At 62.6% G+C, this 13,508-nt stretch carries 15 protein-coding genes; 8 read left to right on the top strand and 7 right to left on the bottom strand.

Translation table 11 applies throughout. From position 1 onward, the window contains the following. The first annotated feature begins 137 nt into the window (after positions 1 to 137). Entirely contained in the window at positions 138 to 1,505 is a 1,368-nt protein-coding gene (locus VF436_RS11440; RefSeq protein WP_330904157.1) for a glutamate--cysteine ligase, read from the top strand. A gap of 96 nt (positions 1,506 to 1,601) precedes the next feature. On the opposite strand, the gene uraH is transcribed toward VF436_RS11440, so the two are convergent. Both uraH and VF436_RS11430 read right to left on the bottom strand, forming a co-directional pair. Further along, positions 1,602 to 2,000 (bottom strand): hydroxyisourate hydrolase, encoded by a 399-nt coding sequence (gene uraH / locus VF436_RS11435; RefSeq protein WP_330904156.1) that lies wholly within the window; start codon positions 1,998 to 2,000, stop codon positions 1,602 to 1,604. Between the two features lie 16 nt (positions 2,001 to 2,016). Continuing rightward, the gene (locus VF436_RS11430) at positions 2,017 to 2,478 is read right to left on the bottom strand and encodes a DoxX family protein (protein WP_330904155.1); all 462 of its coding nucleotides are present in this window, start codon (positions 2,476 to 2,478) and stop codon (positions 2,017 to 2,019) included. Between the two features lie 279 nt (positions 2,479 to 2,757). Between VF436_RS11430 and VF436_RS11425 the strand changes: the two genes are divergently transcribed. From VF436_RS11425 to VF436_RS11405, 5 genes are all read left to right on the top strand, one after another. After that, positions 2,758 to 3,024 carry a hypothetical protein gene (locus tag VF436_RS11425; protein WP_330904154.1) on the top strand — a complete coding sequence of 89 codons (267 nt, stop codon included), beginning with the start codon at positions 2,758 to 2,760 and terminating at the stop codon, positions 3,022 to 3,024. A 67-nt stretch (positions 3,025 to 3,091) separates the two neighbouring features. Next, positions 3,092 to 3,943: a DUF692 domain-containing protein gene (locus VF436_RS11420; protein WP_330904153.1), complete on the top strand. Its 852-nt coding sequence runs from the start codon at positions 3,092 to 3,094 to the stop codon at positions 3,941 to 3,943. Next, positions 3,940 to 4,713 carry a DNA-binding domain-containing protein gene (locus VF436_RS11415; RefSeq protein WP_330904152.1) on the top strand — a complete coding sequence of 258 codons (774 nt, stop codon included), beginning with the start codon at positions 3,940 to 3,942 and terminating at the stop codon, positions 4,711 to 4,713. Before VF436_RS11420 ends, VF436_RS11415 begins: the two co-directional genes overlap by 4 nt. 110 nt (positions 4,714 to 4,823) lie before the next feature. After that, entirely contained in the window at positions 4,824 to 5,834 is a 1,011-nt protein-coding gene (locus VF436_RS11410; RefSeq protein WP_330904151.1) for an AraC family transcriptional regulator, read from the top strand. Between the two features lie 26 nt (positions 5,835 to 5,860). After that, entirely contained in the window at positions 5,861 to 6,784 is a 924-nt protein-coding gene (locus tag VF436_RS11405) for an MBL fold metallo-hydrolase (protein WP_330904150.1), read from the top strand. Between the two features lie 53 nt (positions 6,785 to 6,837). Here the strand turns inward: VF436_RS11405 and dcp are convergent, their stop codons facing one another. The 4 genes from dcp to VF436_RS11385 form a co-directional block, all read right to left on the bottom strand. Continuing rightward, the gene (gene dcp / locus VF436_RS11400) at positions 6,838 to 9,039 is read right to left on the bottom strand and encodes a peptidyl-dipeptidase Dcp (protein WP_330904149.1); all 2,202 of its coding nucleotides are present in this window, start codon (positions 9,037 to 9,039) and stop codon (positions 6,838 to 6,840) included. A gap of 131 nt (positions 9,040 to 9,170) precedes the next feature. Beyond that, entirely contained in the window at positions 9,171 to 9,518 is a 348-nt protein-coding gene (locus tag VF436_RS11395) for a hypothetical protein (protein WP_330904148.1), read from the bottom strand. 51 nt (positions 9,519 to 9,569) lie between these two features. Continuing rightward, entirely contained in the window at positions 9,570 to 10,244 is a 675-nt protein-coding gene (gene bioD, locus VF436_RS11390) for a dethiobiotin synthase (RefSeq protein ID WP_330904147.1), read from the bottom strand. Then, positions 10,241 to 10,948 carry a TMEM175 family protein gene (locus tag VF436_RS11385; RefSeq protein WP_330904146.1) on the bottom strand — a complete coding sequence of 236 codons (708 nt, stop codon included), beginning with the start codon at positions 10,946 to 10,948 and terminating at the stop codon, positions 10,241 to 10,243. Before VF436_RS11385 ends, bioD begins: the two co-directional genes overlap by 4 nt. A gap of 154 nt (positions 10,949 to 11,102) precedes the next feature. On the opposite strand from VF436_RS11385, the gene VF436_RS11380 reads away from it, so the two are divergent. After that, positions 11,103 to 11,588 (top strand): GAF domain-containing protein, encoded by a 486-nt coding sequence (locus tag VF436_RS11380; protein ID WP_330904145.1) that lies wholly within the window; start codon positions 11,103 to 11,105, stop codon positions 11,586 to 11,588. A gap of 119 nt (positions 11,589 to 11,707) precedes the next feature. Here the strand turns inward: VF436_RS11380 and yihA are convergent, their stop codons facing one another. Then, on the bottom strand, positions 11,708 to 12,346 hold the full coding sequence (gene yihA, locus VF436_RS11375; RefSeq protein WP_330904144.1) for a ribosome biogenesis GTP-binding protein YihA/YsxC: 639 nt from the start codon (positions 12,344 to 12,346) through the stop codon (positions 11,708 to 11,710). Between the two features lie 117 nt (positions 12,347 to 12,463). Between yihA and VF436_RS11370 the strand changes: the two genes are divergently transcribed. Further along, a complete protein-coding gene (locus tag VF436_RS11370) occupies positions 12,464 to 13,246 on the top strand; it encodes a c-type cytochrome (protein WP_330904143.1) in 783 nt (260 codons plus the stop codon). Positions 13,247 to 13,508 lie beyond the last annotated feature (262 nt).

The following is a 13,508-nucleotide window of genomic DNA, read 5'->3' as shown; positions in this document are numbered from 1 at the left end:
CTGACCTCGCGGGCGGGCTGCCATCCACCTGCCCGGCATACCCTCTACAATGCCGCGTCCGGTCGCCGGCCTGGACGGCCTTTGATTTGCCCGTAGCCACCCCCACTGTGGGTGGCTGCCCCGACGAGGAATCGCCTGTGTCCATCCCGAGTGCCGTGAAGAGCACGCCCATCGCCAGTCGCCAGCAACTGGCCGACTACCTCGCCGCCGGCGAAAAGCCTCGCGACGCCTGGCGTATCGGCACCGAGCATGAGAAGTTCGGCTTTCGCAACGACGACCTGCGCCCGCCCACCTTCGAAGGCGAGCGCGGCATACGCGTGTTGCTGGAGACACTGGCTTCACGCTACGGCTGGGATGTCGCCCGCGAAGGCGAAACCCCGGTGGCACTGTCTCGCGACAAGGCATCGATCACCCTGGAGCCGGCCGGCCAGCTCGAATTGTCAGGCGCGCCGCTGGAATCGATCCATGAGACCTGCCGCGAGGTCAACACGCACCTGGATGAAGTCCGTTCCGTCGCCGACGAACTGGGGCTCGGCTTCCTTGGCATGGGTTTCCAGCCCAAGTGGCACCGCGGAGAAATGCCATGGATGCCCAAGGGTCGCTACAAGATCATGCGCGAATACATGCCCAAGGTCGGCTCGCTGGGCCTGGACATGATGACGCGCACGTGCACCGTGCAGGTCAACCTGGATTTTTCCAGCGAAGCGGACATGATCAAGAAGTTTCGCGCAAGCCTGGCGTTGCAGCCGATCGCCACCGCGCTGTTCGCCGATTCGCCATTCACGGATGGACGTCCAAACGGCTATCTGTCCTACCGCTCGCACGTATGGACCGACACCGATGCCGATCGTACCGGCATGCTCGATTTCGTATTCGAGAATGGTTTCGGTTACGAACGATACGTCGATTACATACTCGATGTGCCGATGTACTTCAGCTACCAGGACGGTCGTTACATCGACCTCTCCGGCCAGGACTTCAAGCGCTTCATGGCCGGCAAGCTCGATGCCGTCCCTGGAACCCATGCCACGATGCGCGACTGGGCCGATCACCTGACCACCGCATTCCCGGAAGTTCGGCTCAAGCAGTACCTGGAAATGCGTGGCGCCGATGGCGGCCCGTGGGGGCGCCTTTGTGCGCTGCCGGCCTTGTGGGTCGGCCTGCTGTACGACGACGACGCCCTGGATGCGGCATGGGACCTGGTCAAGGATTTCAGCCGCGAGGAGCGCCACGCGCTACGCGACGGCGTGCCCAAGGAGGCACTCAAACTGAAGTTCCGCAACCATAGCGTGCGTGAACTGGCCCAGGAAACCCTCAAGATCGCCGTGCACGGCCTCAAGCGTCGCCATCGCCTCAACGCACATGGCGCCGACGAAAGCACGTTCCTCGAACCGTTGATCGAAATCGCCGATGCCAACCAGACGCCCGCCGAACGCAAGCTGGAGCTTTTCCATGGCGCGTGGGGCGGCAGCGTGGATCCGGTGTTCAAGCAGTTTGCTTATTGAGCGATGTCGCCTTACCGCGACATGGCCGCGCAGTCATGCGGAAAGTCAAACACGAAAAAGCCGGCCATATGGCCGGCTTTTTCGTGAGCCATGGACTCAGCTGCCGCGATAAGTGGAATAACCGTAAGGGCTGAGCAACAACGGCACGTGATAATGCTGCGCGCTGCCATCGATCTCGATCACCACCGGCACCTCAGGAAACAGCGTCTTCTGCCCACGCCCGGCATACCAATTGCCGGTTTCGAAGGTGATGCGATAGATACCGACCGCAAGTGCATCGCCGGGAGCGAGCGCCCGAATACGCCCATCCTTGTCAGTACGATCTTCTTTCAGCGTCTTCCAGCTTTCACCGTCCCTGCGTTCCAGTCGCACCTTCATATCGGCCGAAGGCAGACCGCGTTGCTGGTCGAGCACGTGCACGCTCAGCGGATTTTCCGCTGCCATCGCGCTAAGCGGCAACACGCTAAATAACAGTATCCGGGCAAGTCCCTTCATGCATGGCTCCTTGTGTTCAATCGTGGGTACGGATCCCCAGCCAACGCGCGACCAAGGTATCCAGGCTGATTTTGCCCGGGCCAGCCATCAACAGCCAGAAGAAGATCAGGATGTAGACGGTTTCGTCCGCCTCGACGAATTCGTCGATACCCTGGAAATTGGCCGAAACCACCAACACGATCGCCACTACCATGTTGATGATCATGGGAATGCTGATCAGGCGCGTGAACAGCCCGAGCATGATCAATGCGCCACCGACCAGCTCGGTCCAGGCCGAAAGGGCCGCATTGAATGCAGGAAACGGGATGCCCCAACCGATGAAGCGCTGGGTAAAGCCATCCAGGTTCTGCACCTTGGCGATACCCGTCTCCAGCCAGAAATAACCAAAGGACAACCGGGCCACCAACGGACCCAGCCAACGAGCCTTATAGAGCAGGTCGAGCAACCGGGAAGATGTGTGAGCAATCAATTGACGCATGGCAGCAGATCCGGGAGGGTGGAAGTGAACGCATGATGCGGGTGCACAATGCATCGCCGCCATGTTCGGTCGTCCGGCCTTTCTTGCCACGCGTCCGCACCTTGCCCCAAGTCCGGCACGGCCGGACGATCAGGCACAAATTGAAGATGCCCGGTGACAGTCACAGCCTGATAACAGGCACACAATGACCATCGTCGGGCACGGCCAGCCTTCTCACGGAGGCGCCTGCGCGACAATCCCGATTCATTCCGCACTACGTCCACTTAAGGAGAGATCCTAATGAAGCTCAACAAGATCAATGGCGGCGCAATGGCTCTGGCCGTGGCTGGCCTGTTTGCCGTGTCCTCGATGAATGCCGCTGCCGCCGATCACGCCAAGGGCGACAGCGCGCAGGTCAAGTGCGAACATTCCTCGTCCTGCAAGGGCCACGGCGCCTGCAAGCAGGCCAGCAATGCATGCAAGGGCCAGAACGCATGCAAGGGCCAAGGCTTCACCATGCAGAAGACCCAGGCCGACTGCGAAGCCGCCCAGGCTTCGGCCAAGTAAGACCGGCGCGTGGCGTCCGCCATGCGGACGCCACGCTCCTTTCGCTGACTGCACTTAAGGCTTGGCCATGACGACTCACGATCACGGCAAATACCTGCCCTATCTCGGCTTCGGCCTCGGCCTGCGCGTCGAACACTACGAAACGCTGTTGCAGGACGCCGGCCACGTGGAGTGGCTGGAGATCATCTCGGAAAACTACATGGTCCCAGGGGGGCGTCCGCTGGCATGGCTGGAGAAATTCCGCGAACGCTTTCCACTGGTCATGCATGGCGTATCGCTGTCGATCGGCAGCACCGATCCGCTCGATGAAGGCTACCTGCAACGCCTGGCAGCGCTGGCTCGCCACATTGAGCCGCAGTGGGTGTCGGACCATCTATGCTGGACCGGCGCGCATGGTGTCAACCTGCACGACCTCATGCCAATGCCATACACCGAGGAAGCCATCGCGCATGTCGTGGAGCGCGTACAACGCGTGCAGGATGCCCTGGGGCGCCGCATCCTGCTGGAGAACGTATCCAGCTACATCACCTATGCCCAGTCCCAGCTCACCGAATGGGAATTCCTGGCCGAGATCGCCGAGCGTGCCGACTGCCTTATTCTGCTGGACATCAACAACATTCATGTAAGCGCGCACAACCACGGTTTCTCGCCCCTGGATTATCTGGCTGGCATACCCGGCAAGCGCGTGCAGCAATTTCACCTGGCCGGGCACGAGCACGGCGATCAACTGCTGATCGACACCCACGACGCACCCGTGATCGGACCGGTCTGGGACCTTTACGAGGAAGCAGTTCGTCGCTTCGGGCCGGTGTCGACCATGATCGAGCGCGATGATCACATCCCGCCCCTCGCTGAACTGATGACCGAGCTCGAACACGCACGCAAGCTCGCCCTGCCCCTGCTCAAGGCCGCGGCATGAGCAGTCTGGCGCAGATCCAGCAGCACGTGTTGCAGGCCGTACTCGCTGATACGGTGACCGCGCCCGGCGCGCTCAAGGGCGATGATCGCGCCACGGCGGGAACCCGGCTGGCGATCTATCACCACGCTTATCGCGCGCGACTACGCGAAGCCCTGGCCATTGAGTATCCAGGCCTTGCGCTGATGGCCGGCAAGTCGTTCGCCACCTTGGCGGCCGGATACATCGAGGCGCATCCATCGGGCCACTACAACATCCGCTGGCATGGCGCGGGACTGGCCGCCTTTCTCGACTACGGCCTACCCTGGCGCGAACGTCCTGCCCTGGGCGACATGGCCCGGCTGGACTGGGCCATCTCCACGGTATTCGATGCCGTGGACGAACCGGCGCTGCTTGCGCAGGACCTGGCGTCGCTGGCGCCCGAGGACTGGGCCACCCTGCAACTGCATCCGCAGGACAAGCTGCAAATCCTGGTGACACCCTATAACGTGGCCGCGTTTCGCAAGGCCGCCGACCTGGGACAAGCCAGGCCCCGATTGCGACGCCACCGGCAACCGGTGTCACTGTTGATCTGGCGCGATGGCATGGAGGTGCGCTACCGGGCCCTGGATACCGACGAACTGGCCGTGCTGGAAGCGGCCATCGCTGGCGCCAACTTCACCGAACTATGCGATCGCCTGGGCCAGTTCCACGGTCAGGAGCAGGCGCCGGCTCGCATGGTGCAGTTGCTGCAAGGTTGGCTGGCCGGCGGTTTGCTGCGAACGCACACCTGAATCCTTCTCCGGCAGGCCAATCGTCGACCCGATGATCGGGCCGGACAGGTGTAACCTGCCCCGGCCTGGCTGCGAAAGCCTTTCATCGGCACTGACACCGGAGGCCCGCTGTGAACGTCGCATTCGACGCCCAGAAGGATACGCACGTATACATCGAACCCAATCCCCGCCTGCGGGAGGGTCAGCCTTCGTCCGTCCTGATCGAACCGGCGCTGGAATCGGTACTGAGCCAGTCGATGTTTCGCGTGGACGTGATCGCGGAGCTGCATCGCTGCGGCACCTGGTACGAAGACGAACCGCGCTATCACTGCGGCCTGTTCCACCTGGTGGGCTCCGGACAATGCCGGGTCGAGAGCAAGGTCCTGGAAGGGGCCATGACCCTGGAAGCGGGCGACCTGCTGGTGCTGCCGCATGGTCACGCGCATTCCTTGCGCTCACCGGAACACGATGGCCGGGAAGCGGGCGAGATCACCAGCCTGATCTGCGGCGAACTGAAATTTTCCGGCAGCAGCAATCATCCGCTCAACCATGCCCTGCCTTCGTGCTTCATCGTGCGCTCGAAGGAAGCCGGCGAAACCTTTCAGCAGTTGTCGAGCATGATGGTCAGCGTCGTCAACTCCGGCATGAGCGGGCGGCAGGTGCTGCTCAACAAACTGGCCGATGCCTTGTTCACCTTGGCTGTATGCGACTACGCGCGCCGCGCCGAGGATCGCCGGGGCTTGTTCGCCGCATTGGGCGACACGCGCATCTGCAAGGTGCTGCAAGCCGTGCATGAGGCTCCCGGCCATGCCTGGACCATGCAAAACCTGGCTGCCACCGCCTGCATGTCGCGCTCGGCATTTGCCGAGCGATTCACCCAGCTCATGAAGATCCCGCCGATGCAGTACGTGACGCAATGGCGGGTGACCCTGGCCGAGCAATGGCTGCGCGATCGCCAGCAATCGGTGGCCGCGATTGCCCAGCAACTGGGCTACAGCAGCGAAGCGGCCTTCCGTCGCCTGTTCAAGCGAGTCAGCGGCGTCAGTCCCGGGCGTATTCGTGCCGAATGCGACGAAGACGATTCGCACGACACGCAACCGCCGACTCCAGCCCCCATCACACCCCATCTGCTCATCAACTGAGCCAGGCTGGCAAAGGATACGGATCCGTGCGTCGTCGCTGGTTGTTCCTGCCATGGCTATTGCTGGTTGCCGCCGGCCTGCATGCCAATCCTTTTCGCTGCACGACGCCGACAAGCTGGCAGGTGTTGGGGAGTGGCGGCCCCGAACTCAATGCCCGGGCGCAAAGCGGTCATGTGCTCTGGATCGATGGCAAGGCACGCGCCGTGTTCGATGCCGGAGCCGGCACGGCGGTTAATTTCGGCAAATCCGGTGCCCGCATCGAGGATCTGGACCTCATCGCACTGACCCACCTGCACAGCGATCACAGCCAGGACGTGCCGGCCTACATCAAGGCGTCGTTCTTCGGCGAGCGCGACCGCCCGCTGCCCATCCTTGGCCCGGCCGCAGGCCATGGCTTTCCTTCCATCAGGACATTCCTGGAAGCGCTGTTCGCTGGCGACCACGCCGCCTACGGTTACCTCGGTGGGTTCCTGCGCGACGGTGACGAAAGTTATCGAATCGAACCGATCGTCGTGGCGCCAGACAAGGAAAGCATCGTCACTGTCTTCGAAAATGCACGATTGAAAATCCGCGCAATCACCGTGCGTCACGGCCCGGTACCCGCGCTGGCTTATCGCATCGACGCCGGCAACCACGCCGTCGTCTACCTGGGCGATACGGATGCTCGCGCGCCCGCCCTGGTCGAGCTGGCCAGGGGAGCGGACCTGATGGTTGCCAACATGGCCATTCCCGAGGACAACAACGACGCCGTCGCGGCTGCCCTGCATGCACCGCCCTCGCGTATCGCCGCGCTCGCGCAGCAGGCAGGCGTCAAGCGCCTGTTGCTGTCGCACTGGATGCACCGGTCCGAGCAGGCCATGCCGGCAATACTGCGCACCATCGCCGCGGAATACCGCGGCAAGGTAGACGTAGCGCGTGACGGGGAATGCATCGCGCTTCCCAGGAATTGATACACAAAAAAGCCGGCTTGCGCCGGCTTTTCTGCGTCACACGTAAAGCACGATCACTTCTGCTTCAGGCCACGATCGATGAGCATCGGCTCAACGCTCGGATCCTTGCCGCGCCAGGTCTTGTACAGCGTGGACAGGTCCTGCGTATTGCCCTGCGACAACACCATCTTGCGGAAGCGGTCGCCGTTCTCGCGAGTCAGGCCACCGTGCTCCTTGAACCATTCGAAGCCGTCGTCGGCCAGCATCTGCGTCCACAGGTAAGCGTAGTAGCCGGCTGCATAGCCGTTACCCCAGATGTGCTGGAAGTAGCTCGAACGATAACGCGGCGGCACGAAGCTGAGGTCGATCTTGTTCTTCTTCAGCGACTCGACCTCGAACTTGTCGGCGTCCTGCTTGGGCGCATCGGCACCAAGCGTATGCCAGTCCATGTCCAGCAGGGCGGCAGCGACCAGTTCGGTCATGTCATAGCCCTTGTTGAAGGTGGCGGCCTTCTTGATCTTCTCCACCAGCTCCTTGGGCATCGGCTCGCCAGTCTTGTAGTTCTTGGCGAAGTTGGCGAACACCTTCGGATCCGACGCCCAGTGCTCGTTGAACTGTGACGGGAACTCGACGAAGTCGCGCGCCGTGGCAGCCCCCGACAGCGACGGATATTGCGAGTCGGCGAAAATGCCATGCAGGCCATGGCCGAACTCGTGGAACATGGTGATCACGTCATCCCACGACAGCAGCGCCGGCTGGCCCGCCGCCGGCTTGGTGAAGTTGGCCACGTTGTAGATCACCGGCTTGGTGCCCAGCAACTTGGACTGGTCGACCAGGTTGCTCATCCAGGCGCCGCCGTTCTTGTTGTCGCGCTTGAAGTAGTCGCAGTAGAACAACGCCAGCGACTTGCCATCGGCATCAAACACCTCGAACACGCGCACGTCCGGCTGCCAGACGGGGATGTCCTTGCGCTCCTTGAAGGTCAGGCCGTAAAGCTGGTTGGCTGCATAGAACACGCCGTTCTGCAAAACGTTATCCAGCTCGAAGTAGGGCTTGATCTGGCTCTCGTCCAAGTCGTACTTGGCCTTGCGCACCTGCTCGGAGTAATGCTGCCAATCCCATGCCGCAACCTTGAAGCCACCCTTCTGCTGGTCGATGACAGCCTGGATGTCCTTGGCTTCACTGTTGGCGCGCGCGGTGGCGGCCGGCACCAGGTCCTGCATGAACTTGATCGCAGCCTCCGGCTTCTTGGCCATCTGGTCTTCCAGCTTCCAGGCCGCGTAATTGGGATAGCCGAGCAGCTTGGCCTGCTGGGCACGGATCTGCGCGATACGTTCGATCAGGTCACGCGTGTCATTGGCATCGTTCTTCTCGGCGCGGCCCCAGGAGGCTTTGAACAGCGACTCGCGCGTGTCGCGGTCGCTGAGGTCCTGCAACGCCGGCTGCTGGGTAGTGTTCTGCAACACGATGACATACTTGCCATCCTGCTTGCGGTCCTTGGCCGCGCCTTCGGCCGCGGCAATCTCTGCATCGGACAAGCCGGCGAGCTTGGCCTTGTCGTCCACGACCAGCGCGCCGTCCTTGGTGGCGGCCAGCAGCTTGTTGGTGAACTGCGTGCTCAGCGTGGACTCTTCCTTGTTGAGGTCCTTGAGCTTGGCCTTGTCGGCATCGGACAGCTTGGCGCCGCCACGCACGAAGTTCTTGTAGGTCACCTCCAGCAGGCGCTCGGATTCGGGGTCGAGCTTGAGCGAATCACGCTGGTTGTAGAGTGTCTCGATACGCGCGAAAAGCTTGCCGTTGAGGGTGATCGCATCCTGGTGCTCGGCCAGCTTGGGGGCTTCTTCTTCCTGCACCTTTTGCAGCACGTCGCTGGTGTTGGCACCGGTCACCGCACTGAACGCCTGCAACACGCGGGTCAGCATGGCACCGGATTTTTCCATCGCCACAATCGTGTTCTCGAAGGTCGGCGCTTCGGGGTTGTTGGCGATCTTGTCAATCTCGGCCAGATGCTGGCGCATGCCTTCCTCGGCTGCCGGCTGGTAATCGGTTTCCTTGATCTTGTCGAAAGGCGGCGCCATGAACGGCAACGTGCTGGCGTTGTAGAACGGATTGTTCTGGATGGAGCTGGCAGCGGCAGGCGCGGCGGCCGTGCTGGCGCTAGCGGCAGCCGTGGCGGGCGCAGCAGGCTGGGCGGTCTTGGCGGCATCGGAGGACTGCTGCGAGCAGGCGCCAAGCGCAAGGGAAGTAGCGATAACGAGCAAACGAAGACGAAGCATGGAGGCTCCCCGGCAAATCAAAGGTAACGCCCGCGGTGCGCAGGCGAGGTTCTGCAAAAAAGGTTTTCGACTCTAACCATAGCAACGGCCAACTTCCAAGGGCCGAAAGCCATGATCGTGATGCACGAGACTCAACGCATGTCGCGCAACTGCCAGGCCGGCCCGATCAACAAGTTCAGCCGATGGCGCAGGATGCTCATGGGCAGCACGGTGCGCACCTCCACGTCGGTATTGAGGCCGGCAGCCAGCTTGCCGGTGACAGCGGCATTGGCATCGGTGCCGCCCAGCCCCGGATCGACGTCGTCGGGTTCGTCCTGCTTGTTGCGCCAGCGCTCGAACAGCATGGGGCTGCGCAGGGCTTCCTGGAGCGCGGCGGCGAAATCGTTGGGTCCGGCGCCGTCGTAGCTGAGGTCCGGATCGCTGCCTCGGGCCTGAGCCAGGTCGGCAATGGAAAGAAAATAGTGATGAACGGTGGCCATGTCGCCTCCTGCAAGGTAAACCATGGAATACCTGCCTTCCGGGCAGGGGGCTCAGGATAGCAAAGCCATCTCCAGCAGTGCCGCCGCCTGTGCCGGGGGCACGCCGTGCGGCAACACGCCCAGACACGGTGCCGGCAATAGTTCCCGCAAGGTCGTGAGATTCTCGTCGACCGCATCCATGGCCGGATCGATCCGATTACCCACCCAGCCGACCAGTTGGCAACCATCGGCCTCGATCGCGCGTGCACTCAACAGTGCGTGGCTCAGGCACCCCAGGCGCAATCCCACCACCAGGATGACCGGCAGCCGCCAGGCCTTGGCAATATCCGAGGCAAAGACTCCGGGTGCTAGCGGCACCAGCCAGCCGCCCACGCCCTCCACCACGACGGCATCGTGGTCACCACGCAAGCGGTCGTACGCCGAGCGCAACGGATCGAGTGTGATGTGCACGCCGTCATGCTGCGCTGCCAGATGCGGAGAGAGCGGGTCGCGCAACGCGATGGGATTGACCAGGCCATAAGCGGGGGCAGGCTGGCTGGCGGCCGCCTGCAAGGCCAGGGCATCCTCGTTGCGCAATCCTTCGGCCGTGGCCAGGCATCCACTGGCCACGGGCTTCATGCCGCATGCACGATGACCGGCCAGTTGCAGCGCATGCAGCAACGTGCAACTGACATGGGTCTTGCCGATCCCGGTATCCGTGCCGGCGACGAACCATGCGAGCGTCATGCCGCTGCCTCCAGCGTGCGACGCGCCCAGCGACCGGCGAGCGAATACACCAACGTCAGCAGGCCATAGGCCAATCCGGGCAACATGATCCACAAGCCACCCTCGGGCAGCAGCCATGCCAGCACGATCGACAGCAGCGCCACACCCGCCGCCCCAAGCTGGGTATACAGCGACTCACGCGCCTCGATCCTTTCCTCGCGCGACGCATTGTGCATATGCCGCACGCTATGGCGGTACAACGCGGCAAGACACAGCGTCATGCACATATAGGCCAGCCCGTAGCACGAGTAGAGCAGGTTCATGTCGTGAACGGTGCCGATGACAAGGGTCTCGGCCAGCAAGCGGCCAGTGAAGCCTGAATAGATCGCGTTGAACATGGCCGAGAACACCATGTTGAGCGGATAGACAAAGATCAGCGCGAAGAACACCAGCATCAGGCTGTACACCACGCTGGTCTGGTCGTGCACACGGCAACGTTCACGCCAGCGCACGTGGCGGTACCAGAAAACTAGCAAGGTGGCGAAGCTGCATGCATACGCTGGGATGCGATTGAGCACGTTGAGCATGTGGTGCAGATCGTGTGGTACCTCGGTGCCGGCGATGGCCAATATGCTGACGGCAAAGGCGAAGGCGGCGTCGAAAAAACCATCCAGGCGATGCGCCTCGATCAGGCCGGCGCGATGCTCGCGCTGGGTGTTGTCCATGCTGTGCTCCCCTATCGGTGGCGGCAGTCTACGCGATCGCATGGCGCCGCTCACCCCTATCGAAAGGCCGAGCGCACCCGCATGCGCCGCTGCCCTTGTACTTGCCGTGGGAACATCCCATCTTCCCAACCTGAAGACCTTCGGGGCCATCTTAATGTTCGATATCAAACCCACCGTCGCCGACAAGCGCCAGCACTACGCCGAACTATGCGAACAGGCACGCGGCATGCTGGCCGGTGAGCCCAGCATGATCGCCAATGCCGCCAACTTCGCCGCACTGGTGTATCACAGCCTGCCCGACTTCAACTGGGCCGGCTTCTATCTCTACGATGGCAAGGAACTGGTCGTAGGTCCGTTTCAGGGCAAGCCGGCCTGCATACGCATCGCCCTGGGCCGTGGCGTTTGCGGCACCGCCGCACAGACCCGCCAGACCCAACTCGTTCATGACGTACACGCCTTTGACGGCCACATCGCTTGCGACGCGGCCTCCGCCTCGGAAATCGTCGTGCCCCTGGTTCACGCCGACGGAAGCCTGTTCGGCGTCTGGGACGTGGACAGCCCGCTGGTGGGGCGGTTCGATGACGACGATCGCGCCGGTATGGAGGCGCTGTGCGGCGTCTTCATGGAGACGGTGAGGTAGTGGAGCCATAGGAGCCTACGCTGGGGCGCCTGTAAAGAGTAAAGAGCCATGGCAGCCTGGCTGCAGCCATCACTCGCTTTCCTCTTTACCCTTTTACAAGCGCGACGCGTCGGCTTCTTTCACAAGGCAGTGTCAGCACGCAATAGCGCGACCACAGCCTCGCGACCGGCCTCCACGCCCGTTCCATCCTGGGAGGAGAATATCTGGGCGGTGGCATGCAGGCCGTTGGGAAAGCTCTTGCGCATCGCAGCCAGGGCCTGGGCGGCCTGATTGCGTGAAAGCTTGTCAGCCTTCGTCAACAGCATGTGGCAGCGCAGGCCGCTGTGAAAGCAAAAATCCAGCATCATCCGGTCGAATTCCTTCAGCGGATGTCGGATATCGGCGATCAGCACGACGCCGCGAAGACTCTGGCGATGCTTCAGATAAGCATCGATTTCGAGTTTCCAGTGCTCACGCAGCGGCTCGGGCACCTTGGCATAGCCATAGCCGGGAAGGTCGATCAGCCGCGCCTCAAGTGGCGCCTGGCCGTCACCCTGGGTCAGCGGCGGTAGCGAAAAGGCCACCATCTGCTGGGTTCGTCCCGGGGTCTTGGAGGTTCGCGCCAATCCGCGATGTCCGGTCAACGCATTGAGTGCGCTGGATTTACCGGCATTGGAGCGGCCAGCAAAGGCCACCTCCGCGCCGCTGTCGGCGGGCAGTTGGCTGATGCGATGGGCGGCGAGCACGAACTGCGCGCCCTGAAGTGGGTTGCTAGTCATGGAATGATGGTTTGACCGACTACTGTGGCGCAGAGATAATCCCGAGGTTTCTGCCAGTTGCGGCCCAGCAAATTTTGCACGCCGTGCAGCCAAAGCAGTTCTTCGGGAGACAAGTGTATGAGTTTTCGGCCTGTCGGTTTTCGGCCTGCTGTACTTGGAGTTGTCTTTGCCCTCGCTTGCACCCTCGCCCCAGGCGCGGTCACTGCGCAGGACGCCAAGCCGGCCAGCGGCTCCACCGTTGCCAAGCCGGCCTCCGCCGCCAGTGCAGCACCAGCGGGCGCCCAGCCCGCCGAGGGCGCTGCCGCGACCGCCGCGGTCAAACCCGGTGACGCTACCGCCGGCCAGGGCAAGGCCGCTGCCTGCGGCGCCTGCCACGGCATGGATGGCAACTCCAGTGACGCCCAGTACCCGAAGCTTGCCGGGCAGCATGAGACCTACATCGTCCGCCAGCTTGAGAACTTCAAGAGCGGCAAACGTCAGAACCCGATCATGTCGGGCATGGCCGCTCCGCTGTCCGAACAAGACATGCACGATATCGGCGCCTACTTCGCCAGCAAGGAAGCCCTACCTGGCGTGGCGGACGAAGCCCTGGTCGCACAAGGCCAGAAGCTGTTCCGCGAAGGCGACACCACACGCGGCATTCCCGCCTGCATGGCGTGCCACAGCATCGACGGGCGCGGCAACCCCGGCGCCGGCTATGCGGAGCTGACCAGCCAGCACGCCCAGTACATCCAGGCCACGCTCAAGGCATGGCACGACGGCACCACCTGGGGTGACGACGCCAAGGCCAAGATCATGCCTGGCATCGCGCAGAAGCTTGACGACAAGGACATGGCCGCCGTGGCCACCTACATCGAAGGCCTGCATGCGGCAGAAAGCACCACACCCGCCAGCAAATAATTTGCCTACACTACGTATCGCCGGCCACGAGCCGGCGATATCGTTTTAAGTCCCCCCATTTTCCCTGTTTTCCGTTCCAAAGAGGTTTTCCATGTTCAAGCGCCTGCCGTTCCTGTTTGCCGCCGCCTTGGCGGTTGCCGCCTGCAGCCACAACAGCGACAACGCCAGCGCGCCGCAATCGCCGGCTCCTGCCGCCAGCGCGCCGGCCGCGACTCCGGCAGCCTCCGCCGCGGTTCCCGCTGCCAGCAGCGCACCGGCCCCG

The sequence above is a fragment of the Dyella sp. genome (genome assembly GCF_036384435.1).
In the GTDB taxonomy this organism is placed as follows: Bacteria; Pseudomonadota; Gammaproteobacteria; order Xanthomonadales; family Rhodanobacteraceae; genus GSA-30.
Note: the sequence above shows the minus strand (reverse complement) of the source record. Positions and strands in the feature narration are given on the sequence as shown.